20 protein-coding genes and 2 pseudogenes are annotated in these 24,132 nt (G+C 65.1%); 4 read left to right on the plus strand and 18 right to left on the minus strand.

The window, feature by feature from the left end:
- Positions 1 to 4: 4 nt before the first annotated feature.
- The 11 genes from QX135_RS11580 to QX135_RS11630 all read right to left on the minus strand — a co-directional run bounded on the left by QX135_RS11580 (position 5) and on the right by QX135_RS11630 (position 13,650).
- Entirely contained in the window at positions 5 to 1,477 is a 1,473-nt protein-coding gene (locus tag QX135_RS11580) for a D-aminoacylase (protein WP_315812361.1), read from the minus strand.
- Positions 1,478 to 1,795: 318 nt separating this feature from the next.
- Positions 1,796 to 3,262: a glycogen synthase GlgA gene (gene glgA, locus QX135_RS11585; protein ID WP_315782925.1), complete on the minus strand. Its 1,467-nt coding sequence runs from the start codon at positions 3,260 to 3,262 to the stop codon at positions 1,796 to 1,798.
- Positions 3,259 to 4,524 (minus strand): glucose-1-phosphate adenylyltransferase, encoded by a 1,266-nt coding sequence (glgC, locus tag QX135_RS11590; protein ID WP_315736073.1) that lies wholly within the window; start codon positions 4,522 to 4,524, stop codon positions 3,259 to 3,261. The genes glgA and glgC overlap by 4 nt, the downstream gene beginning before the upstream one ends.
- Positions 4,525 to 4,668: 144 nt before the next feature.
- Positions 4,669 to 5,616, minus strand: coding sequence for a carbohydrate kinase (locus QX135_RS11595; RefSeq protein WP_316179422.1), 948 nt, complete (start codon positions 5,614 to 5,616; stop codon positions 4,669 to 4,671).
- A gap of 2 nt (positions 5,617 to 5,618) precedes the next feature.
- Positions 5,619 to 7,265 (minus strand): FGGY-family carbohydrate kinase, encoded by a 1,647-nt coding sequence (locus QX135_RS11600; RefSeq protein ID WP_316179420.1) that lies wholly within the window; start codon positions 7,263 to 7,265, stop codon positions 5,619 to 5,621.
- Positions 7,266 to 7,294: 29 nt separating this feature from the next.
- Positions 7,295 to 8,068, minus strand: a complete 774-nt coding sequence (locus tag QX135_RS11605) for an SDR family NAD(P)-dependent oxidoreductase (protein ID WP_316179417.1) — start codon at positions 8,066 to 8,068, stop codon at positions 7,295 to 7,297.
- 47 nt (positions 8,069 to 8,115) lie between these two features.
- Positions 8,116 to 9,123 carry an ABC transporter ATP-binding protein gene (locus QX135_RS11610; protein ID WP_316179414.1) on the minus strand — a complete coding sequence of 336 codons (1,008 nt, stop codon included), beginning with the start codon at positions 9,121 to 9,123 and terminating at the stop codon, positions 8,116 to 8,118.
- Positions 9,124 to 9,138: 15 nt separating this feature from the next.
- On the minus strand, positions 9,139 to 9,969 hold the full coding sequence (locus tag QX135_RS11615) for a carbohydrate ABC transporter permease (protein ID WP_315736062.1): 831 nt from the start codon (positions 9,967 to 9,969) through the stop codon (positions 9,139 to 9,141).
- 4 nt (positions 9,970 to 9,973) lie between these two features.
- Positions 9,974 to 10,846 (minus strand): sugar ABC transporter permease, encoded by an 873-nt coding sequence (locus tag QX135_RS11620; protein ID WP_315736061.1) that lies wholly within the window; start codon positions 10,844 to 10,846, stop codon positions 9,974 to 9,976.
- A gap of 337 nt (positions 10,847 to 11,183) precedes the next feature.
- The gene (locus QX135_RS11625; RefSeq protein WP_315758900.1) at positions 11,184 to 12,482 is read right to left on the minus strand and encodes a sugar ABC transporter substrate-binding protein; all 1,299 of its coding nucleotides are present in this window, start codon (positions 12,480 to 12,482) and stop codon (positions 11,184 to 11,186) included.
- Between the two features lie 217 nt (positions 12,483 to 12,699).
- Positions 12,700 to 13,650: a sugar-binding transcriptional regulator gene (locus QX135_RS11630; protein ID WP_315736060.1), complete on the minus strand. Its 951-nt coding sequence runs from the start codon at positions 13,648 to 13,650 to the stop codon at positions 12,700 to 12,702.
- A 298-nt stretch (positions 13,651 to 13,948) separates the two neighbouring features.
- Here QX135_RS11630 and QX135_RS11635 point away from each other — a divergent pair, with 298 nt between their 5' ends.
- Together QX135_RS11635 and QX135_RS11640 are read left to right on the plus strand one after the other, a co-directional pair.
- Complete coding sequence (locus tag QX135_RS11635; protein WP_315773570.1) at positions 13,949 to 14,272, plus strand: hypothetical protein; 324 nt, start codon at positions 13,949 to 13,951, stop codon at positions 14,270 to 14,272.
- Positions 14,273 to 14,412: 140 nt separating this feature from the next.
- A complete protein-coding gene (locus tag QX135_RS11640) occupies positions 14,413 to 14,823 on the plus strand; it encodes a flagellar basal body rod protein FlgC (RefSeq protein ID WP_315773568.1) in 411 nt (136 codons plus the stop codon).
- A 33-nt stretch (positions 14,824 to 14,856) separates the two neighbouring features.
- Here QX135_RS11640 and QX135_RS11645 read toward each other — a convergent pair whose 3' ends face one another.
- The 3 genes from QX135_RS11645 to aqpZ all read right to left on the minus strand — a co-directional run bounded on the left by QX135_RS11645 (position 14,857) and on the right by aqpZ (position 16,747).
- A complete protein-coding gene (locus tag QX135_RS11645) occupies positions 14,857 to 15,042 on the minus strand; it encodes a hypothetical protein (RefSeq protein ID WP_315736055.1) in 186 nt (61 codons plus the stop codon).
- Positions 15,043 to 15,160: 118 nt separating this feature from the next.
- On the minus strand, positions 15,161 to 15,865 hold the full coding sequence (locus tag QX135_RS11650) for a hypothetical protein (RefSeq protein WP_316179410.1): 705 nt from the start codon (positions 15,863 to 15,865) through the stop codon (positions 15,161 to 15,163).
- A 129-nt stretch (positions 15,866 to 15,994) separates the two neighbouring features.
- Positions 15,995 to 16,747 carry an aquaporin Z gene (gene aqpZ, locus QX135_RS11655; protein ID WP_316179408.1) on the minus strand — a complete coding sequence of 251 codons (753 nt, stop codon included), beginning with the start codon at positions 16,745 to 16,747 and terminating at the stop codon, positions 15,995 to 15,997.
- Positions 16,748 to 17,926: 1,179 nt separating this feature from the next.
- On the opposite strand from aqpZ, the gene QX135_RS11660 reads away from it, so the two are divergent.
- Positions 17,927 to 18,595: a DUF1963 domain-containing protein gene (locus QX135_RS11660; RefSeq protein ID WP_316179406.1), complete on the plus strand. Its 669-nt coding sequence runs from the start codon at positions 17,927 to 17,929 to the stop codon at positions 18,593 to 18,595.
- Positions 18,596 to 19,447: 852 nt separating this feature from the next.
- Here QX135_RS11660 and QX135_RS11665 read toward each other — a convergent pair.
- Positions 19,448 to 19,609: pseudogene (locus QX135_RS11665) on the minus strand (DUF3141 domain-containing protein); the annotation flags it as partial.
- A 161-nt stretch (positions 19,610 to 19,770) separates the two neighbouring features.
- The gene (locus QX135_RS11670; protein WP_315777873.1) at positions 19,771 to 20,445 is read right to left on the minus strand and encodes a Spy/CpxP family protein refolding chaperone; all 675 of its coding nucleotides are present in this window, start codon (positions 20,443 to 20,445) and stop codon (positions 19,771 to 19,773) included.
- A 243-nt stretch (positions 20,446 to 20,688) separates the two neighbouring features.
- Between QX135_RS11670 and QX135_RS11675 the strand changes: the two genes are divergently transcribed.
- Positions 20,689 to 20,946, plus strand: coding sequence for a hypothetical protein (locus tag QX135_RS11675; RefSeq protein ID WP_315736036.1), 258 nt, complete (start codon positions 20,689 to 20,691; stop codon positions 20,944 to 20,946).
- Between the two features lie 220 nt (positions 20,947 to 21,166).
- Here QX135_RS11675 and QX135_RS11680 read toward each other — a convergent pair.
- Positions 21,167 to 21,855 (minus strand): annotated as a pseudogene (locus tag QX135_RS11680) (type IV secretory system conjugative DNA transfer family protein); the annotation flags it as partial.
- 220 nt (positions 21,856 to 22,075) lie between these two features.
- Positions 22,076 to 23,830, minus strand: coding sequence for an arsenical pump-driving ATPase (arsA, locus tag QX135_RS11685; RefSeq protein ID WP_316179404.1), 1,755 nt, complete (start codon positions 23,828 to 23,830; stop codon positions 22,076 to 22,078).
- Positions 23,831 to 24,132: the final 302 nt, after the last annotated feature.

The raw sequence follows: 24,132 nt of genomic DNA on the forward strand, positions 1-24,132 counted from the left end.
TAGATCACTGCAATAATACGCGCGTGATCACCTGCCCCGCATGCGCCTTCTGGTGCGCCCCCTGCCACCAGGTCAGCGCGCCGTTGACGATGACGGCCTCGATGCCGGCGGCCGGCACGCAGGGGTCATCATAGGTCGCGCTGTCACGCACGCTGGCCGCATCGAAGATCGTGATGTCGGCGTGGTTGCCGATCGCGATCGTGCCGCGTCCCTTGATGCCGAAATTCTGCGCGGTCAGCCCGCTCATCTTCCAGACCGCGGTTTCCAGCGAGAACAGCTCGAGCTCGCGGCAGTAATAGCCGAGCACGCGCGGGAACGTGCCCCAGAGCCGCGGATGCGGACGCTCGCCGAACGGCAGGCCGTCGGAGCCGATCATGGTCGGCTCGAAGGCGAGGATGGTCTGCACGTCGGCCTCATCCATCGCGAAGTAGATCGCCGACGCCGGCTGCAGCCGCTTTGCCGCTTCGAGCCGGTCGACGCCCCAGCCCGCGGCGATGTCGGCGAGATCGCGACCCGCCACTTCGGGATGCGGCCCGGAGGCCGCGACGACGACCCTGACCTGCAGCTTGGCCGGATCGGTGTGCAGCATGGTCGACGAGGCGTTGTAGGGGTAGCAGTCCAGCGCGACGCATTGGCAGCTCATCGCCTTCGTGATCAGCGGCAGCGTCTCCTTGGTGCGGCCGAAATTGGCGGGGCCCACCACCTTGTGATGCGAGATCACCACCTGGACGTCGAGCGTCTTGCCGATGGCAAAGCTCTCCTCCAGCGACTTGATCACGTCGTTCGCCTCGTTGCGCATGTGCGTCGCGTAGACGCCGCCGCTGCCGGTGAGCGGCCGGCAGACCTCGATGATCTCCTCGGTCGGCGCCGCCTCCGCCGGCGGATAGAACGTCCCGGTCGAGACGCCGATGGCGCCGGCGTCGAGCGCCTCCTGCACATGAGCCCGCATCTCGGCGATCTCCGCGTCGGTCGCGGCCCGGCCGAGGTCGCTCACGACCGAGGCGCGCAGCGCGGTGTGGCCGACCATCGGCGCAACGTTGACGGCGGCCGGTGCCGCGCGCAGTGCAGCCACGTAGTCCGCAAACGAGGCGTACTCTGCGACCCGGCCGTCGCCGGGCGACAGCAGGCCGAGCGGCATCGGCCGCGGCGAGCCCGGCTTCAGCGGCGCGATGCTGACGCCGCAATTGCCGGTCACGACGGAGGTCACGCCCTGCGAGACTTTGCAGATCATGTCGGGATCGACCAGCACCGCGCTGTCGTCATGGGTGTGGGAGTCGATGAAGCCCGGCGCAACGATGCGGCCGGTGGCGTCGATGACGCGTGCAGCCTTGCGGCCACCAAGCTCGCCGATGGCGACGATGCGACCGTCCTTGATGCCGACATCGGCCTCGAAACGTGGCGCGCGCGTGCCGTCGATGACGGTGCCGCCGCGGATGATCAGGTCGAAGGAGTCGGAGGAAGGCTGGGTATCGGTCATGAGGTCTCGCGCAGGGATATTGATCGGAGCTGGCGGGACTATCCGCTGCACGCCTCTGGGCGTCCAGCGGGATCGGCATGAGGTGCGCGCTGGGCTGGGCTGCAAGCCTCGCGACCGCTGGCACTGCGTCAACAAGGAGCGCGATGTCACCGTCATTCCGGGGCAATCGTCAATGCGCAGCCGCGAAGCGGCAACACGTTGACGATTAAAACCGGAATCCCGAGATTTCAGGAACGGACGCAAGACAACATCGAGATTCCGGGTTCAAGGCCTGCGGCCTTGCCCCGGAATGACGGTGGTCGTAACGTCGTCAGTCCTTCAAGCCGCCGGCCGCCGCTGCGCGACGATCTGCCGGTAGAGTTCGGCATAACGGCCGGCGCGATGCCGCCACGACACGTCGGTCAGCATCGCATTGAGCTGCATGCGGGTCCAGTTCGCGGCGTTGCTGCGCGAGGCGTAGAAGGCCGCAGCGGCGCGGCGCAGGGTCTGATCGAGCGCCTCCGCCGTCACGGAGGCGCACTTGAACCCCGTTGCGGCGACGCCGGCCTCGGTCTCGTCGATGACGGTGTCGGCGAGGCCGCCCACGGCGGTGACGATCGGCAGCGCGCCATAGCGCAGGGCGCAGAGCTGCGTCAGGCCGCACGGCTCGAACCGCGACGGCACGACCAGCGCGTCGCAGCCGGCCTGAATGAGATGCGCCAGGCTCTCGTCATAGCCGATGACGACGCCGATCTGTCCTGGATGGTGCGCGGCGGCTGCGCGGAATGCGTCGCGCAGTTCGGCCTCGCCGTCGCCAAGCAGGGCCAGCTGAATCCCGCTACCGGTCAAGGTCGGCAGGCAGGATAGCAGCAGGTCCAATCCCTTCTGCGACGTCAGCCGGCTGACGACACCGAGCAGGAACGTCTCCGGCGCGACCTGCAGGCCCATGCGCGTCTGCAGCGCCGCCTTGTTCGGTGCCCGCGCCTCGATCCGCTCGATGCCGAAATGCGATGGGATGGCCGAATCGCTGCCGGGATCCCACACCGCCGTATCGATGCCGTTGAGGATGCCGACGAGGTCGGACGCGCGCTGGCGCAGCAGGCCGCCGAGGCCCATGCCCTGCTCGTCGCTCTGGATCTCCCGGGCGTAGGTCGGCGACACCGTCGTGATCTTGTCGGCGAATTGCAGTCCCGCCTTGAGGAAGCTGATGTCGCCGTAATATTCGAGGCCGTAGATCGAGAAGGATTCCGGCGGCAGGCCGAGCGGCGGCAGGAAGTGACGCGGAAAGCGGCCCTGGAAGGCGAGATTATGCACGGTCATGACCGTGCCCGGATGCGGCCGGTGGCTGTAGAGCAGATAGGCCGGCACGAGCCCGGCCTGCCAGTCGTGGCCGTGGACGATGTCGGGCACGAAGGCCGGCACCGCGCCGAGGCCGATATAGGACGCCGCTCGCGCCAGCGCCGCGAAGCGGAACGCATTGTCCGGCCAGTCCTTGCCGTCGGGTCCCAGATACGGATTGCCCTCGCGGTCATAGAGATGCGGCGCATCGAGCACGAACAGATCGAGTGCACCATGGCTGCCGCCGAGCAGCCGGGCATTGCCGCCGAAGAAGTTCGGCAGCGAGCTGATCTCGCTGGCCTGCTCCAGCGCGGTCATGACTGCGGGGTAACCCGGGATCAGCGTGCGGACCTCGACGTCCTCCGCCATCAGCGCCCACGGCAAGGCGCCGACGACATCGGCGAGGCCGCCCGTCTTGACGATGGGATAGACCTCGGAGGCAACCGACAGAACGCGCAGTGGCGTCATGAATTGAGCCCATCGATCATCGGCTGGGTAATCAAGGTCACGCCGTTCTCCGTTGTCCTGAACCGCTTGGCGTCGAACTCCGGATCCTCGCCGACCACGAGCCCCTCCGGAATCTGCACGCCGCGATCGACCACCACGTTGGTGAGGCGCGCATGGCGCGCGACGTTGACGTAGGGCAGCAGCACCGCGTTCTGCAGCTTGGCATAGGAATGCAGATGAGCGCCGGTGAACAGCAGCGAGCGCTGCACCTGGGCACCGGAGACGATGCAGCCCCCGGACACCAACGAGCACGTCGCCTCGCCGCGACGGCCATCCGTGTCATGGACGAACTTGGCCGGCGGCGTGATCTCCGAATAGGTCCAGAGCGGCCAGGAGCGATCGTAGAGATCGAGCTCGGGCACGACGTCCGTCAGATCCAGATTGGCCGCCCAATAGGCGTCCACCGTTCCAACGTCGCGCCAGTAGCTGCCCTGATCGTGGGCGGCGCGGACACAGGAGCGCGAGAACTGGTGCGCCACGGCGCGGCCGTTCCTGACGATGTAGGGAATGATGTCGCGGCCGAAATCATGGTTGGAATTCGGGTCCGCGGCGTCGCGCTTCAGCTCCTCGAACAGGAATTTGGCGTCGAACACGTAGATGCCCATGCTCGCGAGCGACCTGTCGGGCTTGCCCGGCATCGGCGGCGGATCGGCCGGCTTCTCGATGAAGTCGCGGATCGTGTCGTCCTCATTGATGTGCATGACGCCGAAGCCTGAGGATTCCTCGCGCGGCATCTCCAGGCAGCCGACGGTGACGTCGGCGCGCTGGTCGACATGCTGCTGCAGCATCAGCTCGTAGTCCATCTTGTAGATGTGGTCGCCGGCCAGCACGACGATGTATTTGGTATTGTAGGTCTCGAGGATGTCGATGTTCTGGTACACGGCGTCGGCCGTTCCGACGTACCACATCGTCTCCGAAACGCGCTGGCTGGCGGGCAGGATGTCGAAGCTCTCGTTGCGCTCGGGACGGAAGAAGTTCCAGCCCATCTGCAGATGCCGGATCAGGCTGTGCGCCTTGTACTGCGTCGCCACCGCGATGCGACGGATGCCGGAGTTCACGGCGTTCGACAGCGCGAAATCGATGATGCGCGACTTGCCGCCGAAATAGACGGCGGGCTTGGCGCGCCGGTCGGTCAGCTCCAGCAGCCGGCTGCCGCGTCCGCCGGCCAACACGAAGGCCAGCGCGTGACGAGACAGCGGCTCGGTCCGTGCGGCGGGTGCCATGGTTCTCCTCCCTGCAACTCGTTGTCGCGTCAAGATTTCCGCGGCCCGGACAGGGGCGTCTCGCGATCGCGCTCCGTCTCCCGGTACTCACATATGACGAGGGAACAGCCAACCAGTTCCCAATGACGAGTGCAATGGGGTGCTTCAGCTCAGGCGCTCCCAGGTTGCAGCCATGTCGTCCCAGCGCGGCGGGTCGGCGCCCTCGCGGGTGCAGGTGACGGCCGCACACGCCCCGGCAAAGGCGAGCACCTTGCGCAATTCGGTCTGGCTCAATCCCCTCAGGGCCTCCCGGCCGATGCGGCCGAGCTTGCGCAGCGCGAACAAGAGCCCCGCCTGGAATGTGTCGCCGGCCCCGATCGTATCGACCACCTCGACCTGGGGGACCGCGACTTCGACCGCGCCGGCTTGCGCATGCCAGCCGAGCGCCCCCTTGGGACCCCGCGTGACGACGACCAGGCCGGTGCCGCGCGCCAGCAGCGCATCGGCCCGCGCAGCGTAATCGTCGTGGCCATGCAGATAGTCGAAATCGACATCCGACATCTTGATCAGGTCGGCGCTTGCGGCAAACCCATCCATGTCAGCGCGATAGCCGGCCTTATCAGTCACCAGATTCGGACGGCAGTTCGGGTCGAAGGAGATCGTCACCGCGCCCTGCGTGGCGGCGATCAGCGCACGGGTCTGCGCGGCGCCGAGATCGTGGATCAGCGTGGTCGAGCCGACATGGATGGCATCAATGTCGGCAAAGGGGATGCTGCCCGGCCGGAACGTCCATTTCCGCACGGCGGTCTCGGCGTCGTAGAAGGCATACTGCGCCTCGCTGCCGACATGGCGCACGAAAGCGAGCGTGGTCTGGTCAGGGCTGCGGGTCGCGTAGCCGAGATCGACGTTCGAGCCTTGCGCATGCGCCGCGATCATGGTGCCGAACAGGTCGGTCGAGATGCCGCCGACAAAGCCCGTGGGCGCACCGAGCCGCGCCACGCCGACGGCGACGTTCAGGCACGAGCCGCCGACCACCGGCCGCAAGGCATCGCGGCCATCGGCCGATCTGGCCGGGACGAAATCAATCAGCGCATCGCCGCAGCTCAGGATCATGGTCATGCCTCCCCGTCGACCCCATGCATCACGGAACGGCTCTCGCGATCAAGCGTCCGCAGCAGGCCGTGGATGCGGCGCTTGCGGCGATGGAAGGCCGCGACGTCCGGATCGGTCGGATCGCTGAGGCGGCCGAGCGAGGACATCGACGCCATCGTTTCGCCGATCGAGCGAAAGCCGCCGCTCGCCACCGCGCCGAGCATGGCCGCGCCGAGCAACACGGGCTCCTGGGTGCCGGGCAAGGCCACCGTCAACCCCGTCGTGTCCGCCATGATCTGGCGCACCAGCGGACTGCGCGAGGCGCCGCCGGCCATGACCAGCGTCCGGCTGCTGACGCCGTTGGCGGCGAAGGCGTCGATCACGTCGGCCAAGCCATAGGCGAGCCCGCACAATCCCGCGACGAACAGCCGCTCCATCGCTGAGATTTCGGTATCGAGATCGAGGCCGGCGATGACGGCGCGCGAGTCGGGATCGGCATAGGGCGAACGGTTGCCGAGAAACTCAGGGAGGATGTGGAGATCCCGCGCCAGCAGCGCAGCGGCGCCGGCATTCGGCACTCGCGCCATGATCCGCTTCTCCAGAAAGCTGATGACGTCGAGCCCTTCGGCACGCGCGGCGGCCGTGGCCTCGGCAAACGCCGGGTGCGAGCGCAGCAGGTGATCGATCGCAGCCCCCGCAGCGGACTGGCCACCCTCGTTGAGCCAGAACTCCGGCACCATGCCCTGATAGTACGGTCCCCATACGCCGGGCACGAAGGACGGAGCGCGCGTCGTCGCCATGATGCAGGCCGAGGTCCCCATGATATAGGCGAGGCGCTCGCAAACATCGACCTCGCCGCGCTCAGCCGCGCGGCCGCCGATCGCGCCGATGCCGCCGGCATGGGCATCGATCAGCGCCGCACCGACCGGTGTGCCTGCAACCAGTCCGAGTTCTTCGGCCGCGTCCTGCGACAGCCCACGGCCGAGCGGCGTGCCAGGCGCAACGATCTCGGTGCCGATCCGCGCGTAATCCTCTGCGACGAAATCCTCCAGCCCGATGCGGCGAAAGTAGGCCGCGCTCCAGCGCGTCTCATGCGCGAGATAATTCCATTTGCAGGTGACGGTGCACATCGAGCGCGCCAAAGAGCCTGACGCACGCCAGGTCAGGAAGTCGGCGAGATCGAAGAAATGGCCGGCCGCATCGAAACTCTTGCGCAGATGCCGCTTCAGCCACAGCAGCTTCGGCATCTCCATTTCCGGGGAGATCGAGCCGCCGACATAGCGCAGCACCTCGTCTCTGGTCGCATTGATGTCGCGCGCCTCCATCAGCGCGCGATGATCCATCCAGACGATGACGTTGCGGGCGGACTCGCCGGAGCTGCTGACGGTGACGGGAGCACCCGATGGGTCCAGCGCCACCAGCGAGCAGGTCGCGTCGAAGCCGATGCCCTTGATCAGCTCCGGCGCGACAGCCGCTTCCGCCAGCGCGGCTTTGACCGAGGCGCAGCAGGCACGCCAGATGTCATCGGACGACTGCTCGACGACGTCGCCGGCCTCGTGCCAAGTCTGGATCGGATGCCGCGCCGCGGCAAGCAGGCGGCCGCTACAGTCGAAAATCCCGGCGCGCGTGCTGGTTGTGCCGACATCGACACCGACAAAAGCCTGCCGCATGTTTCGCTCCCGTCAATTTTGACGCGAGCTTACCAGCAAGTGTAGCCGCCATCGACAACGACGACGCTGCCGGTCATCAAACTTGCCGCCTCGGAAGCGAGGAACAACACCACCGAGGCGATCTCCTCGACCTGTCCCATGCGGCCCATCGGGGTTCCGCCGATCCAGGCGTCGTACATGCGCGGATTGCTCTTCACGAAGGCGTTGAGCGGCGTCTCGATATAGGTCGGCGCGACCGCGTTGACCCGGATGCCCCGCGCGCCCCATTCGGCCGCCAGCGACTTGGTCAGATGGTGCACCGCAGCCTTGGACGCGTTGTAGAAGCACTGCTCCTGCGGCTTGTTGACAATGAAGCCGGACATCGAGCCGATGTTGACGATCGTGCCGCTGTTGGCCGCCAGCATGTGCTTGCCGAAGGCGCGGCAGCACCAGAAGGTGCCGTTGAGGTTGACGTCGAGCACGTTGAGCCAGTGCTCGTCGGTGACGGTCTCGGCCGGCGTCTCGCTGCGCGCGATGCCGGCATTGTTGACGAGGATGTCGAGGCCGCCGTAGCGCGCGACCAGATCGTCGGCCACCTCGTTGACTTGAGCCGAGTCGGTGACGTCCATCAGCGCGGTCTCGGTGTCATAGCCCTTGGCCTTCATCGCCGCCTGCCCGTCCGCTGCCGCCTTGGCGTCGCGATCGGCGATCACGACATGCGCGCCCGCCTCCGCCAGCGCCTCGACGCAGGCGAGGCCGATGCCCTGCCCGCCGCCGGTGACCAACGCGGTCTTGCCGTTCAGTTTGAATTTTTCGAGATACATCGTCGTGGTCCGTTGTTGTCGTTGACGCCCGGAGGGGACGTCACCTCTCATGCGAAGATCGAATTGCCATTGGCATCGAAGCGGTAGATGCGGTTCGGCTCCGGCCGCAGCGTCACGGCGTCGCCGGCACTGAGGCGCTTTTCGCCGACGACGCGCACCGTGAGCGTGCCGAGCGCGCCGGCATCGACATAGAGAAACGTGTCGCTGCCGAGATGCTCGGCGATCACGACCTTGCCGGGCCAGCCCTCGCCGCCCTCGTCGACGACCGTGACATGCTCCGGCCGCACGCCGATCGTGGTCGCCTTGTGCTTGTCCGCTTCCGGGCCGGTGATGAGGTTCATCTTCGGCGAGCCAATGAAGCCGGCGACGAACAGGTTGGCCGGTCGCTGGTACAGCTCGATCGGCGAGCCGTATTGCTCGATGCGGCCGGCATTGAGCACCACGATCTTGTCGGCCATCGTCATGGCCTCGACCTGGTCATGCGTAACGTAGATCGCCGTGGTGCCGAGCTGCTTCTGCAGCCGCGTCACCTCGAGCCGCATCTGCACCCGCAGCGCGGCATCGAGATTGGACAGCGGCTCGTCGAACAGGAACGCCTTGGGCTCGCGCACGATGGCGCGGCCGATCGCGACGCGCTGGCGCTGGCCGCCCGAGAGCTCGCGCGGCTTGCGGTCGAGATAGGGCGTGAGGTTCAAGGTCGCGGCGGCCGCCTCGACCTTCTGGTTGATCTCGGCCTTGGGCAGCCCGGCCATCTTCAAGCCGAAAGCGATGTTGCCGCGCACGCTCATATGCGGGTAGAGCGCGTAGGATTGGAACACCATCGACAGGCCGCGCTTGGCCGGCGGCACGTCGACGACGTTGTTGCCGTCGATCAGGATGCGGCCGCCCGAGACGTCCTCCAGTCCTGCGATCAGCCGCAGCAGCGTGGTCTTGCCGCAGCCGGAGGGGCCGACGAACACCACGAAGGCGCCGTCGGGGATGTCGAGATCGGCGCCCTTGATGATGTGGACCGGCCCGAACGATTTCTGCACACCTTCCAGCGTGATCCGTCCCATGGTCCCAGCCTTTCGTTACTTCACTGCGCCGAAGGTCAGCCCGCGCACGAGCTGCTTCTGGCTGAACCAGCCGATGATCAGGATCGGCGCGATCGCGAGCGTGGAGGCCGCCGACAACCGCGCCCAGAACAGGCCTTCCGGGCTCGAATAGGAGGCGATGAAGGTCGTCAGCGGCGCCGCATTCAGGGTCGACAGGTTCAAGGTCCAGAACGCCTCGTTCCAGGCGAGGATGAGATTGAGCAGCAGCGTCGAGGCGAGGCCTGGGATCGCCATCGGCGTCAGCACGTAGATCAGCTCGCGCCCGATCGTGGCGCCGTCCATCCGCGCCGCTTCCAGGATGTCCTTCGGGATCTCCTTGAAGTAGGTGAACAGCATCCAGATCACGATCGGCAGGTTGCCGAGGCAGAGGATGAAGACCAGCCCGGTGCGGGTGTCGAGCAGACCGAAGTTCTTGTAGATCAGGTAGATCGGCACGAGCACGCCGACCGGCGGCATCATCTTGGTCGAGAGCATCCAGAGCAGGATGTCCTTGGTGCGCTTGGTCGGCGCAAACGCCATCGACCACGCCGCGGGAATGGCGATCAGCATCGCGATCAAGGTCGAGCCGCCGGCGATGATCAGCGAGTTCAGCGCGTGGTGCAGATAGTCGCTGCGCTCCTGCACCGTGGCGTAGTTTTCGGTTGTCCAGTGGAAGAACAGGAACGACGGCGGCGTCGCGAACGCCTCCAACTCGGTCTTGAAACTCGCCAGCACCATCCACAGGATGGGGAAGAAGATCACGAACCCGGCGAGCCATGCGGCCACGGTGGAGATTGCGACATGACGTCCGGTGACCTTGCGCGCCATGGTGTTACGCCTCCAGATTGCGGCCGACGATGCGGACCAGGAAGAAGGCGACGATGTTGGCGATGACCACCGCGACGAGGCCGCCGGCCGAGGCGGTGCCGACGTCGAACTGGATCAGCGCCTGCGAATAGACCAGGAAGGCGATGTTGGTGGTCTGCAGGCCCGGTCCGCCGCCGGTGGTGACGAAGATCTCCGCGAACACCGTGAGCAGGAAGATGGTCTCGATCAGGATCACCACCGTGATCGGGCGCGCCAGGTGCGGCACCGTGAGATAAATGAAGCGCGACACCGCGCCGGCGCCGTCCATCTCGGCGGCCTCCTTCTGCTCCTCGTCGAGCGACTGTAGCGCGGTCAGCAGGATCAGGGTCGCGAATGGCAGCCACTGCCAGGCGACGATGAAGATGACCGCGAGCAGCGGCGCATCGGTGAACCAGTCGATCGGCGTCATCCCGAGCGAGGTCGCGATCCAGGCGAACAGGCCGGACACCGGATGCATCAAGAGGTTCTTCCACACCAGCGCGCTCACCGTCGGCATCACGAAGAACGGCGCGATCACCATCAGGCGGATGATGTTGCGGCCAATCACCGGCTGGTCGAGCAGCAGCGCCAGGGGAATGCCGAGACCGATGGTCAGCAGCAGCACCGAGCCGACCAGGACCAGCGTGTTCTGCAGCGAGGCGAGGAAGGCGGGGTCGGTGAGGAAATATTCGAAGTTTTCGAGGCCGACGAAGCGCTCGGAGCCGGGATCGAGCAGGCTGTAATGCAGCGTGGAGAAATAGACTGTCAGCGCCAGCGGCACGATCATCCAGATGAACAGCAGGATGACCGCGGGCGACATCAGCGCGCGGGCCAGGATTTGCGTCTGTCTGGTGGCCATGACCGCCGTTCCTTGTTCGCTCGACAGATATTGCCGTCATTGCGAGCGAAGCGAAGCAATCCATAACACGGGCGGGACTCTGGATTGCTTCGTCGCCTTCGGCTCCTCGCAATGACGAGCTGATGGCTAGTCGTAGGGTGGGCAAAGGCGCGGAGCGCCGTGCCCACCGTCTTCACGGTTCGCGGCCCGGCGGTGGGCACGCTCGCTTTGCCTACCCTACGGGCCTCGCATGTTGCGTTCGAGCAGAGAAAAAATGCGGCCATCCCTGTGGGGAGGGATGGCCGCCAGTGATCAGCTCGGGAGGAGTTTTGGCTTCGAGCTGATGGACGTGGCGCGCCTATTTGATGTAGCCGGCGCGCTTCATCTCGCGTTCGGTGGATGATTGCGCCGCCGCGAGCGCCGCGTCGACCGTCATCGAGCCGGCCAGCGCAGCCGAGAACTGCTGTCCGACTGCGGTGCCGATGCCCTGGAATTCAGGGATGGCGGCGTATTGCACGCCGACATACGGCACCGGCTTCACGGTCGGCTTGTTCGGATCGGCGGCATCGATCGAGGCGAGGGTCAGCTTGGCGAACGGCGCGACCTTCAGATACTCCTCGTTCTTGTAGAGCGAGGTGCGCGTGCCCGGCGGCACGTTGGCCCAGCCGTCCTTGGAGGCGACGAGCTTGAGATAGTCCTTGCTGGTCGCCCAGGCGATGAACTTCTCCGCCGCCTCGACCTTCTGCGAGCCGGCGGGCACCGCGAGGCTCCACGCCCATAGCCAATTGGCGTTCTTGCCGAGGCCGGTGTTCGGCGCCAGCGCGAAGCCGACCTTGTCGGCGACCTTCGACTCCTTCGGGTTGGTCACGAACGAGGCCGCCACGGTGGCATCGATCCACATCGCGCATTTGCCGGAGTTGAACAGCGCCAGGTTCTCGTTGAAGCCATTCGAGCTGGCGCCGGGAGGGCCGGCCTCCTTCATCAGGTCGACATAGGTCGACAGCGTCTTCTTCCATTCCGGCGTGTTGAACTGCGGCTGCCATTTCTCGTCGAACCAGCGCGCGCCGAACGAGTTCGACATCGCGGTCAGGAACGCCATGTTCTCGCCCCAGCCGGCCTTGCCGCGCAGGCAGATGCCGAACACGCCGCCCTGCTTGTCGGTGAGCTTCTTGGCGGCATCGATGACGAAGTCCCAGGTCGGGCTCTCCGGCATCTTCAGCCCGGCCTTGTCGAACAGGTCGGTGCGGTACATCACCATCGAGCTCTCGCCGTAGAACGGCGCGGCGTAGAGCTTGCCGTCGACGGAGACCGCATCCTTGATCTTGGGCAGGATGTCGTTCGCGTCGTAGTCGGCGCCGAGCTTGTCGAGCGGCACCAGCCAGTTCTTCTTGGCCCAGATCGGCACCTCGTAGGTGCCGATGGTGAGGATGTCGAACTGGCCGCCCTTGGTGGCGATGTCGGTGGTGACGCGCTGGCGCAGCACGTTCTCTTCCAGGGTCACCCATTTCACGGAGATGTCGGGATTGGCCTTGGTGAATTCGCTGGTCAGGCCCTGCATCCGGATCATGTCGCCATTGTTGACGGTGGCGATGGTCAGGCTGGTCTCGGCCATGACGGGCGCGGTCAGGAGCGCAGCGCCTGCCAGCGCGCAAAGCATGCTCGTCCGAGTGAAGATGGTCTTCACGGTGTCCTCCCTCAATCCCGCGATGCGTGAACATATGCTCACGGGCTGAGCTGATGTTCACAACACCGGTCAGACTTTGTCAAGCATGCGTCGGCGCCCACAGGTTGTGCGGCGCGGCAAGAAAATGACCTTGGATTGAAAGAGCCGCGCCGTTGCCGCAGAGGCCAGCAGCGGCGCAGGCCTAAGGCTGTCACGCCAGGACGGCGCGCGCCGTGGCCTCGTCGGTGATCAGGCCGTTGATCAGCCGCCCCTTGAGCGCAGCGCGGATCGCCGGGACCTTCGCCGGACCGAGCGCCGCCGCGATGGTCATGGCGCGCGCCGGCACCTCGGGTGGAATGCTGGTGAGCCTGCGGTTGGTGCCGCCGGCGATCAGCTTGCCCTTGGCGTCATAGGCCCAGCCGGTGATCTCGCCGATGGCGCCGAGCCGCATCATCTCGGTGAGTTCGTCGCGGGTGACGAAGCCGTCGACATGCATCTGCGCCTTCTGGTCCATCTGGCCGATGCCGACCAGCTTGAGATCGGCCTTGTCGGCCACCGCCTTGACCTTGGCAATGGCATCGAGCCGGACCATGCGGTCGCGCTCGTCCTCGGTGCCCATCAGGAACGGAAGCGGCATCGGATAATGCCGCGCACCGGTGCGGTCGGCGAGCCGGCCGACGGTGTCGAAGAAGCTCGCCGAGCCGTCGGCCAGGATGTTGCCGACCAGCGAGACGATCTGGTGCTCGGGGCGGTCGATCGGCGTGACGCGCTCGACCGCGGCCCGCACCGCCCGCCCCGTTCCGAGCGCGATGATGACCGGCGTCTCGGCCCGCAACGTCGTCTCCAGCAGGTTGGCGCAGCGTTCGGCGATTCCTGCAGACCCGGTGGGCGCAGCCGGGTCGGTCGGCACCACCTCGCAATGCACCAGCGCAAACCGCTCCTTGAGCTGGGCGGCGAGCGCCATGCAGGACGCGATGGGGTGCTCGAGCCGGAAGGTGATCAGTCGCTCGGCGAGGCACAGCGACACCAGCCGCTGCGCCGAGGCGCGCGACACCTGCAGCATCCGGGCGATCTCGTCCTGGGTGTGGCCGGCGATGAAATACAGCCAGCCGGCGCGGGCGGCGTCGTCCAGCCGTGATTTGTCGCTGTCGCTGCCCGCCATGACGCCGCGCGGTCTCCTTCCAGTCGCTGCTACCCCGGCCAAGCAGAGGCTCGACGCGGATCGGCCAGCACTATGGCATGGCGGCCGCGGCGCCGGGAACCGAAGCCCGCCGCCATCCCCAGGCGGGCGCAGCGGCCTCGCCCAGACCAGATCATATGCTCGGACCATGGGCAATAGCCCAACCTCGGCAGGTTGCGGCGCAACGACCGGCGCGCTGGCCCCGGAACCTCGCCGGCCGCACGACGGCTCCCCATCCATGAGGGATGCGGCGTCTCGGGAGGCCGCTTAGCTGGGAGGCATGGCTGTCCCTCCCCTCGTCCGCCCCAACCGCGCCGCCCCGGTGCTCGTCTGCCGCAAATGCCTGAAGCGCAGCGATGACCCCAAGGCCATCAACAAGGCCATCAAGCATGCGCTGACATCAGAGCGGGAGCGCGGCAGTGGCGCCCGCGAGAAGCCTGCGCGCGTCGTCATGACGAGCTGCTTCGGCCTGTGCCCGAAGCGGGCGGTCGTCGTCACCGGCGGCGTCCGCGCGGCGCGCGGCGAATATGTGCTCGTCTCCGCCGCGGACGACGCGGCGGGCGCCCTGGCGCTGCTGCGTGACGATCAGAACAGCTCGTCCTGAGCGCCGTCGGCCGCCGCTGGCGACCGGCCGATGGTCAACGAAACCTTGCCGCGGACGATCGAATGTCGCGGCCGATGTTGACGCTTGCTTGGCACGCGCAGGGCTTAGTTGCGGGGATCATCGTCGTCGGCAAGCGTCCCATGAGCCCCACCGCAACCATCGCAGTTTCCGGCATGAACGCGGCTTCGCGCCGCCTCGAGGTGTCCGCCTCGAACGTCGCCAATGCACGGAGCACCGGCGCGCTGCCCAATGCCGACGGCACGCTGCCGGCGGGCGCCCCGAAAGCCTATGTGCCGCTCGATCTGGTGCAGAGCGACGTCGCCGGCGGCGGCACGCAGACGAGCATCACCCGTGCAGGCTCCGGGACCACAGCGAGCTACGATCCCTCGGCGCCGTTCGCCAACAAGGACGGCCTGGTCGCGGCGCCCAATGTCGATCTCGCGCAGGAGATGATCAGCCAGCTCGTCGCCAAATACAGCTTTGCCGCGAATGCAAAAGTGCTGAAGGCGAGCGACGAGATGAGCCGGACCGTGATCGACATGAAGGTGTAGGCCGGCCTTGACAGCTCGGCGGCTCGCGCCGCGTCAGCGCGAGAGTGCGGCGACCAGCCAGTGGATCAGCGTGGCACCGCCGATAGGCGCGACCATAAGCAGCATCATGTTGAAGCCGATCAGCACCAGCAGCAGCCTTTCACGCCGCGGCGACAGCCGCCGCTTCGGCGGCTCCGGTTTCGGATCATGCGGCCAGCCACCGGGCAAGTCGACGAACATTGCGGCCTCACCTGTCGCAGCAGAATGCCGGAGCAGGCGCATCGGATGCCCCGCTCCGGACGAGCATCGTAGCACGGCGGGATCATGGAGACGATCGGCGGCGTGTCCTGCACCGTGACTACCCGGTGTCCTTGCCCAGCTCGGCCAGCACCTGCGGCTCGACCAGCAGCCCCTGCCGCTCGTAACGCCCACGCGTCCGGCTGAAGCGCACCACCACCGCATGGCGCTTGCTCTTCGCCTTGGCCCGCCGCGACAGCAGCGCGTTGCCCGCGGGCAGAAAGACGAGATCGCCGAGGCCAACGCATGAGAGGCATGCCGGACCACCGTCCTCCATCATCAGGAAATCGCCGGTGCCGCCGCAGCGATGACAGCTCCAACCGTCGCGCGTCGGCACGATCGCCACCAGCTCCGGCACCCGGCTCGCCTTCGCCGCCACACGCTCGCGCTTCTTCTCGGAGAGCGCCGGCGAGACCCAGTGCGTCCGGAACAGCTCTTCAAGTTGCGGATCATTGCTGCGGCTGAACCGCAGCGGCTGCCGGCGTGGCGTCTGTGCGACATAGGCGGTCTCGCTCGGGCTCAGCCCCTTGGCGAGCGCCCAGGCACGAACATGCGTCATCGCCTCCTTGATGCGCGGGAGACCGGAGCGCGTGACCTCCTCCAGCGAGCCGACCTGCCCGCGCCGCCACTGCTCCAGCAAGCTCGCATCGAGCCAGCCGAGGCCACAGAACAGGTCGGCGATGCTGACGTAGTGCTGCTCGGCCAGCAGCGCCTCGGCCGCCCTAGCGACGCGATCGGACACCGGCTCCTTGTTCCCCCGGCTCATCACCGCACCTGCAAGATCGTGAACGCTGACAAGGCGCGCATTATCCAACAGAGCCGGCGGCGATCAAGAGCGGCGCGACCGCAGCATCGGCCGTGACGCGGCCCGATCCAACCGCGTGAGGAGATCTTCCTAGGCGCTTTTCGCGACCGCGCCCTGCCCCGTCCGCTCGCCGGTCACCTCGCCGGCCGGCTCCGGGCTCAGCCAGCGATAGATGAAGCCGCCGGCCGCGCCGCCGAGCAGCGGCGCCACCCAGAACAGCCAGAGCTGCGCCAGCGCCCAGCCGCCGACGAACAGCGCCGGCCCGGTGCTGCGCGCCGGGTTCACCGAAGTGTTGGTGACGTGGATGCTGATCAGGTGAATGAGCGTCAGCGCAAGCCCGATCGCCAGCGGCGCAAATCCCACCGGCGCCTTGCCATGGGTCGCGCCCATGATCACGAACAGGAACATCATCGTCAGCACGAACTCGCTGAGCAGGCAGGCCCCTAACCCATATTTGCCGGGCGAATGCTCCGCATAGCCATTGGCGGCAAAGCCGCTCGCCGTGCTGAAGTCCGGCGCCCCGCTGGCGATCGCATACAGCACGGCAGCAGCAACGATGGCGCCGACCACCTGCGCGACGATGTAGGGCACAATCAGCCCGGTCGGGAACCGCCCGCCGCAGGCCAGCCCCACCGTGACAGCCGGATTGAGATGACAGCCCGAGATGTGCCCGATCGCATAGGCCATGGTCACCACGGTGAGCCCGAACGCCAGCGACACGCCGAGCATGCCGATCCCGACATCCGGCACGCCCGCCGCGATCACCGCACTGCCGCAACCGCCGAATGTCAGCCAGAACGTCCCGATCGCCTCCGCCACGAGCTTGTTGTTGTTGCCGTTCATCATCGCCTCCCTGGGTGCGTGTGATTGGCTGGAGCCCGCCTCTCCCGTCAATGGAGAAGATGATCACTTTGGCAACCTGGAGTCAAAGGCGATTCGTGGCTGTCGTGGGATGCCTGTGACTTTGAGTCAGAAAGAGTCCGACCGTTCGTAGTTCGTAGGGCGGATGAGCGAAGCGTCATCCGCCAGCTTACGCTGCTTGCCAACAGCCGTCGGCGCTCATTCCTGGAGGAAGCTCGTTCCTGCCGTGAACCAGCTTGATCGGCGAGGGGTTGCTCATCGAGCTTGCGGCCGACGGTCCAAAGCCGACATCGATGATCCCGCATGGCGGATCACGCTCCGCTCATCCGCCCTACGTGCTATCGATTTTGCCGACACGCCGGCGAGAGCATCGGCACATTCGCCCATGGCCAATTGTGCCAGCGCCCATCTTCGCCGACGCAAGCGGAGGCTGTCGGGGCCGGGCTCGTTGTCGCATCCGAGGATGCATCAAGCGCGGCAAATCGGTGGTCGACATAGGTCGTGGACAGATATCCGGCGACAGTCACCACCACGACCACCGCAAATCCCTTGGCTGAGTCACTCCAGCGCATGTCATCACCTCGCGTGTTCGGCGTGCCAGGACCACATGGGACTACATTGACGCGCAATCGCGCGGCGGGCTGTGAGAGAGGTCACATCGACATCTAGCCGCTATTTCGGCTCCTGATCGGCCGGCTTGTTCGCGGGTGTGGGCCTCGGCGTGCCAGATGCCTCGGCGTCGTTGGCAAAGTTTAGTGCAGCGTCACCGTAACCCACCGTAACCCCTGGCGCATTCAGCCGGGCGGAAGCGACAGGGCGTCACTCGAGAGCAGGCGAAAGCAAACGATCAATCAGAGTTTCGTGCACTGCACCGTATTCCCCACCAGGTTCCGAGTACAATGTCACCATCATCCCCAAAGTCGATCGGAAAGCCGCTGCGGCTTTGTGGAAACCGGGTTACGGTGACGCTGCATTTTTTCTCCGACGGGCTCCTGCCGCCCTTACCCCATGCCAGACATGCCCATGGATGACCAAACGACCATGACTGGGCCAAGGAGCTGTGTCACATATCCGGGACCGCCGTAGCGAAGGACCGGTTCAATGCCAACATCGAGTGCCTCAGAGTGGATCGAATGGCAGCGGCAGCTTGAACGACCGTGTGTGCCGATCAAGGTTGGTGGCTCCCTTTCACCAGATAGGAACCAGCTCGCCTCGGTCTTTGGCCGGGTCGATGTTTGCTTACCCGGGGAGCATTGGCCGACGTGGCGCGAAAAGCCGCTCTGGCCCCTGTGCCAACTGAACCTGACGGAGGCTCCCTGGCGTCCGAACAGCCTCGCCGATATTGAACTCATTGCCTTGTTCATTTCGTTCCACTTCATGGAGGCCGAGTTTCCGTGGCTGCGAGATCCGGGTGAAGGAAGGGGAGCGAGTTGGTGCTTAAGGACGTATCCTTCTGTTGACGCGCTTGTCCCGCTCGTTGCGCCGTCACACGGCTCCACGATCCGTGACACCCAAGTTCTCTGGAGCAATGTCACACCCGACTCGCCGACGCACGATCTCCTGCCGCTCGACCTTCCAGACAATCTCCGCGACACTTATTATGAAATGAATTTCCCACGCATACATGCGACCAAATTGGGAGGTTGGCCCAGCTGCGTTCAGTCGGAGCCGTGGTGGTACCATCAGGACAGCGATGACGACTTCTCGTTTGCCATCCAAATCGATAGCGAAAGCGAGGCTGGCTGGATGTGGGGAGACAGCGGCACTGCGTATTTCGCCCGCAGCCAACGCGACCCACGGAAATGGGCATTCGACTGGCAGTGTTATTGAAAGTCCGATAGCGGACGAGCGGAAGTGCATATCGCCTTCTTGCATTCAGATGCAATTGGCACGACGCGATTGCCCGAACGCTCTAGGATTTCCGGAGCTGGTGATAGACCGGCTGTGCCATCGGAGCGGGCTCTCAGTCAGAGTTTAGATTGGGACTACGTTGACGCTGCACTTTTTTCCGCGCGTTTCTTGCGAGCGCCAAGCGGCGATGTTTCGTCGTGCTCGGGAAGCAGGTCGTCATCAATGGTGAGTTTGATGGCGGCCAACTCATGTGATCAACTGATGCGGCACGACAGCGGCGCAAGCCATAAATTCTGAATACCAGAATATTTATTGACACCACCCCCAAATCAGTGATTTTATTCCCGCCATCCTGCTTCGCCGAGAGGGGCGTATCGCGATCGTCACGGCACGTGAGGCGGGGATGCGGTGGCCGCGGCTTCGTCAGGCGCTTTTGCGCGACGACTGATGAGCTGCGGACGGCGAAGTCGCGTGGTCCTGGCGCCCCGATGCTGGCGTCAAGGTCGCGGCGCTCATGACGAGCGCAGCGGGCGACGGGGGCAAGACAGCCGGTCCCCGGGGAGATCGCGTATAAGCCGTAAAGCCATCGCGCGGGGAAGGCCGGATGTTCGGCCGTACCTGTGGTTCTGCCGCGTGCTTTTTTGCTGCACGCGGACCGCGGGTGCGACCAGCACCCGGCCTTCCCCGCGCCCTCTCGTCTGACGAGGACGCCAACTGCAGCAGAGCTCGGGCCGACACGGCCGCGGGATCGCGGCGGCATGACCGTGAGCAAGGCTGCGGCGAGCGGCAGGCTGTTTGACAGAGTTGATTGGGATTAGAGAGCGCGGCTCAGTCGAGACGCGCGACGCTCGCGGATACGAAGATGCCGAGATGCCCGACATGCGGGTTGACGAGATAGACGATGCGCTGGCCCGCCCGCTTCAGGTCGTCCGTGTCGGAGTAAACACTCGGAATCCAGCCGAGCGCCTGATGGGGCGGCGTGATGTTGTCGCCAGGCCACACGCCGATGGCGGCCGTCGGAGCGGCACCGGCGGCCGGTTCGGCAGAATCCGCCAATGGCCTGACCACTGGACCAGCCTGCGATCTGCGTTCGCGGTGGGCCTCAGGGAGGGAAGCGTGGGCCATGGCAGCCCTCCAATGGGCGAGTCGGAGCCTTACCGTCCCTGACCCTGCGTCATCATTCCCGGTTGCATCTGGCCGGACGGCATCATGCGCGCCATCGCGTTCATGCCCATATGTGGCGCCAGGAGTTCGTCGGCGGCTTTCTTCTGTTCGTCGGAAAGGGTGCCGACGAGGTTTGTCAGCGCCGACTTCATCGCGCGGGTGCCTTCCAGGCGCGCAGCCAGCCACTTCTCCTGCAGCGCAAGACGATCGACCAAGCCTTGCTGCCCAGCCCCCGTCTGCGGCATCATCGAGGCGCGCACCTCGCCAAGGCTCTTTGCGTTGGTGCGGAGTGCGTCGGCGAAGGCATTCCAGGCGGCGTCCTGCGCATCGGTGATCTTGAGCTCGGTCTTCAGGAAGGCAATCCGCCCCTCGACCCGGTCGATGGTGGCCAACCCGCTCATGCCAGCGCAGCCCCCTTCAGCACCTGACTGCCCCATCATCTGCATCATGTTCGCCATGGGCATGTTGCCGCCCATCATGCCCCTGCCACCCATCATGCCTTGTCCCATCATTCCGGGCTGGCCGGCAGGCGACTGAGGTTGTGCGGCGGCGGGCGCCCCCTTCTGGTCAGGATGGTGCGCTTCGTGATCGGCGGCCGATTGCGCCCAGGACGTTGTGCTCGCCGTTGCAAGCAGCAATGCGACAGGCAGTGCCAGACGTTTCATGGAACCCTCCCGCTGATCAGTTGATTGGTCGCAATGAGTGCCGATTTTTACCGGCTACCGATTGATGCAAGTCAATCTTAGAAGCGATCCCAACTCTAAATTGCTTCCTGCGCGGTTTCTTATCGTCAGCGATCCGTTCGCTGATGTGGATTTTTTCACAGCGCAAACGAGCTTCGTCTGGGATCTTCACGCAAGACCGCGACCCGACATCTGTCGTCCAAGTTTCACAATGGAGAAGCCAATATGACCCTTCCCAAAATTCTTGCCGCTGCCGCGGCCCTGTCGCTCATTGCGTTGCCAGCGATGGCGCAGACCGGATCATCCGACACCGAAAAGAACGGCCATCACTATCAGGGAGGGCCGAAGACCGAAGTCCCCCACCATATGGGCAAGAAGGAGACGGTCGGCGTCTCCACCAAGACCCAGGGCACTGGCGGTCACCACTACCGCGGCGGACCCGCGACGTCGACGCCGCACCACATGGGCGACAAGGAGCGGTGAGCTTCGAGGTTGAGTAGGTGCGACGCCCCTGCGGGTCGCCGCACCCAATCAGCGATATTGATTCCGACTGACACCAGGCGCGAGCTATTTTTGAGCCTACGCCATCAGATGTCAGCAAATGTCGAAATCATCCAAAAGACGACCCGCACAACACGAAAGCGGCAAGACCTATCGCGCCGTGCTGCACGACCTACAGGTCGAACTCATCAAAGTGCAGCGGCACGTCACGCACCTCCCACTCGCCGCGCCTCACCTCCAGCAATGGATTATAGGCGGCTGACTTCGCGTTGGTCGGATCGAACAGCAAGACCCGGCCGTGTTGGGCTCGGAAGCCCGAGGTCAGGGTCCAGTTCTCGCCCTTGATGTCGTGAACGATGCAGCTGCCGGCCAGGTCAGCAACGTTGGCACCACCAGACCGACGCCTTTACCGGACCTGGTCGGCGCGAAGCACAGCACATGTTCCGGTCCATCATGACGCAGGTAATTTTGCTCGAAACGCCCGAGCACGACACCATCAGGGCCGGTAAGGTCGGCAGCCCGAATCTCCTGATGCGTCGCCCAGCGAGCTGAACCGTAGGTCGCGGCAGTCTTGGCTTCGCGCGCCCGCCATACCGACATGCCAACGGCAACCGTGATCGAGATGAATCCGCCAGACGACGCGATGGACGACGCGATGTAAGCCCCCTCTACGAAGACCTGCGGCGCATACGCGTCATAGGCGTACGACCACCCGAAGAATGCTGGCGGGAAGTAGATGGGTACTCCCGAGATCAGCTCGAACCATGGTTGTCCAAGCTGAGGTTGGTAACCGAGCCTCCAAGCCACCCACTGCGTGGCCGCCCACATCGTGGCCAGCGCGATCGCAAAGACGATGGCGATTTGCCCCCAGAGAATCTTGGTCCCGGACATGACGGACCGAGCGTCAAGCGTCCGCTGCCCCAAGAGCAAGTGTCCTATCGCGTTGGGCGCACGAACGGCGTCTGCAGGCTACGATTCGGTCAGACGCATGCAGCTTGCCGTCGCATGGTCTGTTATCGGAGGACAACCGGGACCGGTGCTGGCCAATCCGGCGGCGACGTGCACCCGTTCGATCTCGCCGCCGGTGGCGTAGGTCGGGGAGACGCCGTCATCACGACAGCGCCGCAAGCTCCCTCACGCCAACAGGAGACTTGGTTCGCCAACCGATCATGAATGCCCGCTCTGCGAGGCCGTTCCGAACGCGAGCGATCTGAGTCCGCTCTCTGACGAGCCGCGATCGCAGCAGGGGATCGTGAGTTCCCGATGCAATCAGGCATTTGTTGATTACCCAGCCGAATGGCTCAATACAGGCGCGCCGCAAGTCCTCCTGAAGAGCAGCGGCCTCTGAAACCGGAGTCGTCTCCGGCAGCGTCACCAGGATCACCCTTGTGTAGGTGGGGTCTTGCAGCCTCATTAGCGGGGTGACGATACGCCCGGCTCCGCTTGGCGCAAGTTGGCTTGTCATCTGGCGATGATAGGCCCCGGTCGCATCCAGCAGGAGTAGCGTGTGGCCCGTGGGCGCCGTATCGAGCACGACGAAGTCGCTACGGGCCTCCGCAACAATGTGCGAGAAGGCATGGAAGACGGCGACTTCCTCAGTACATGGCGAAGCGAGGTCTTCGAGCAGCAGAGCTTTGCCTTGCTCGTCCAGATCACGACCCCGACTTGCCAGGATTTTCGCGACATACCGCTCCGTCTCGACCCGAGGGTCGATCCGGTCAACGGTGAGGCCAGGCACGGCACCATCGACCACGAAAGCGACATGAGCTGCGGGATCGGTGGTGCTGAGGTGGACGGCATGACCCCGCTTGGCCAATCCCACGGCAATGGCGGCAGCAATCGTCGTCTTTCCGACGCCGCCCTTGCCCATGACCATGATGAGGCCGTGCTTATCCCGCGCGATGTCATCGACCAACCGGTCCAGGCCCGGCAGGTCAACCGGTTCCAGGTTCGGCATGCTCGCAGCAACTGAAGGCTGGCTGGAGGACGACAGAAGCGCCCTCAGAGCCGTCAGACCCACGATGTCGAAACCAAGCAACGGGATTTCGTCTCGCGGAAGTTTCGTGAGCGACGCAGGCATTGCCGCTAGTGCCTCGTCCTGATCCCGCTCAAGGGCAGTCGCGACGACGTCAGTTCGATCCGCCGCGTGGAAGCGCCCGTTCACCACGAGGAGCTGGTTCGAGAGATTGAGCGCATCGAGTTCGCCCGATGTTCTGGCCGCCTCACGGATGGCCCCCTTGTCGGCGCGGGTGACGAGAACGATAGTGGTTCGCTCGGAATCGCCTAATGCCGCGAGCGCCTTGCGAAAGCGGTCCTCCTGCATCTTCAAGCCTGAATGCGGCCCGAGGCAGGACGCTCCTCGGTCATTGTCCTTGAGAAAGCCGGTCCATGCCTTTGGCAGGCTGAGCAGCCGTAGAGTGTGGCCGGTCGGGGCCGTATCGAATATGATGTGATCGAATCCTGCCATATCGCCGTCCAGCAGTCCCACGAACTCGTCGAAGGCGGCTATTTCGGTGGTGCAAGCTCCGGAGAGCTGCTCGCGCACAGTCGACCGCTCACCGGCGGTGACTTCCGGTCCGAGCTGTTCGAGGACCCGGGTGCGATAGCTCTCGGCAGCAGCTTCGGGATCGATATTCATCGCCGAAAGTCCGGCCACGTTTGCCACCGGCGCTGGGCGATCAGTCAAAGTGACTTCGAGCATCTCGTCCAGGTTCGACGCCGGGTCGGTACTGACGAGAAGAACGCGTAGTCCACGGTCGGCGAGGCCAACAGCGGTGGCACATGCAAGCGACGTCTTACCGACACCACCCTTCCCGGTGAAAAACAGATACGGCGTCGGGGCGTTCAGCGCGCGAAAGTGAGACATAATAAGCTGTCCTGCAGACGCTGCAGTCATGCAATTGCCGTCAGTCCGATGGGTGCGACGAGCATTGCGTTCAAAATGACCGCATCGTTGCATCGCTTTGCGATGGGATACCTGCGGAGATTCAATAGCAACGCCGCGAGCTCCTCTGTTGCGATGGATCAACGGATGGGAGTGACCAACGGGCTACGAGGCAACAACAAAATAGGTATCGATGGTGTGTTCTGGGCACGCCTGAGGCCCGCCCTCTAGCGATTAAGCCGTCGGACACTGCGCCCGGCATCGCCTTCGACCGAGCGATCTAA

This window comes from Bradyrhizobium sp. SZCCHNR1098 (assembly GCF_032489375.1).
Classification (GTDB): Bacteria; Pseudomonadota; Alphaproteobacteria; order Rhizobiales; family Xanthobacteraceae; genus Bradyrhizobium.

Coding starts and splice junctions, on each gene's coding strand:
- QX135_RS11580 (WP_315812361.1), bottom strand. CDS start 1,477: ATGACCGATACCCAGCCTTCCTCCGACTCCTTCGACCTGATCATCCGC.
- glgA (WP_315782925.1), bottom strand. CDS start 3,262: ATGACGCCACTGCGCGTTCTGTCGGTTGCCTCCGAGGTCTATCCCATC.
- glgC (WP_315736073.1), bottom strand. CDS start 4,524: ATGGCACCCGCCGCACGGACCGAGCCGCTGTCTCGTCACGCGCTGGCC.
- QX135_RS11595 (WP_316179422.1), bottom strand. CDS start 5,616: ATGATCCTGAGCTGCGGCGATGCGCTGATTGATTTCGTCCCGGCCAGA.
- QX135_RS11600 (WP_316179420.1), bottom strand. CDS start 7,265: ATGCGGCAGGCTTTTGTCGGTGTCGATGTCGGCACAACCAGCACGCGC.
- QX135_RS11605 (WP_316179417.1), bottom strand. CDS start 8,068: ATGTATCTCGAAAAATTCAAACTGAACGGCAAGACCGCGTTGGTCACC.
- QX135_RS11610 (WP_316179414.1), bottom strand. CDS start 9,123: ATGGGACGGATCACGCTGGAAGGTGTGCAGAAATCGTTCGGGCCGGTC.
- QX135_RS11615 (WP_315736062.1), bottom strand. CDS start 9,969: ATGGCGCGCAAGGTCACCGGACGTCATGTCGCAATCTCCACCGTGGCC.
- QX135_RS11620 (WP_315736061.1), bottom strand. CDS start 10,846: ATGGCCACCAGACAGACGCAAATCCTGGCCCGCGCGCTGATGTCGCCC.
- QX135_RS11625 (WP_315758900.1), bottom strand. CDS start 12,482: ATGCTTTGCGCGCTGGCAGGCGCTGCGCTCCTGACCGCGCCCGTCATG.
- QX135_RS11630 (WP_315736060.1), bottom strand. CDS start 13,650: ATGGCGGGCAGCGACAGCGACAAATCACGGCTGGACGACGCCGCCCGC.
- QX135_RS11635 (WP_315773570.1), top strand. CDS start 13,949: ATGGCTGTCCCTCCCCTCGTCCGCCCCAACCGCGCCGCCCCGGTGCTC.
- QX135_RS11640 (WP_315773568.1), top strand. CDS start 14,413: ATGAGCCCCACCGCAACCATCGCAGTTTCCGGCATGAACGCGGCTTCG.
- QX135_RS11645 (WP_315736055.1), bottom strand. CDS start 15,042: ATGTTCGTCGACTTGCCCGGTGGCTGGCCGCATGATCCGAAACCGGAG.
- QX135_RS11650 (WP_316179410.1), bottom strand. CDS start 15,865: ATGAGCCGGGGGAACAAGGAGCCGGTGTCCGATCGCGTCGCTAGGGCG.
- aqpZ (WP_316179408.1), bottom strand. CDS start 16,747: ATGAACGGCAACAACAACAAGCTCGTGGCGGAGGCGATCGGGACGTTC.
- QX135_RS11670 (WP_315777873.1), bottom strand. CDS start 20,445: ATGAAACGTCTGGCACTGCCTGTCGCATTGCTGCTTGCAACGGCGAGC.
- QX135_RS11675 (WP_315736036.1), top strand. CDS start 20,689: ATGACCCTTCCCAAAATTCTTGCCGCTGCCGCGGCCCTGTCGCTCATT.
- arsA (WP_316179404.1), bottom strand. CDS start 23,830: ATGTCTCACTTTCGCGCGCTGAACGCCCCGACGCCGTATCTGTTTTTC.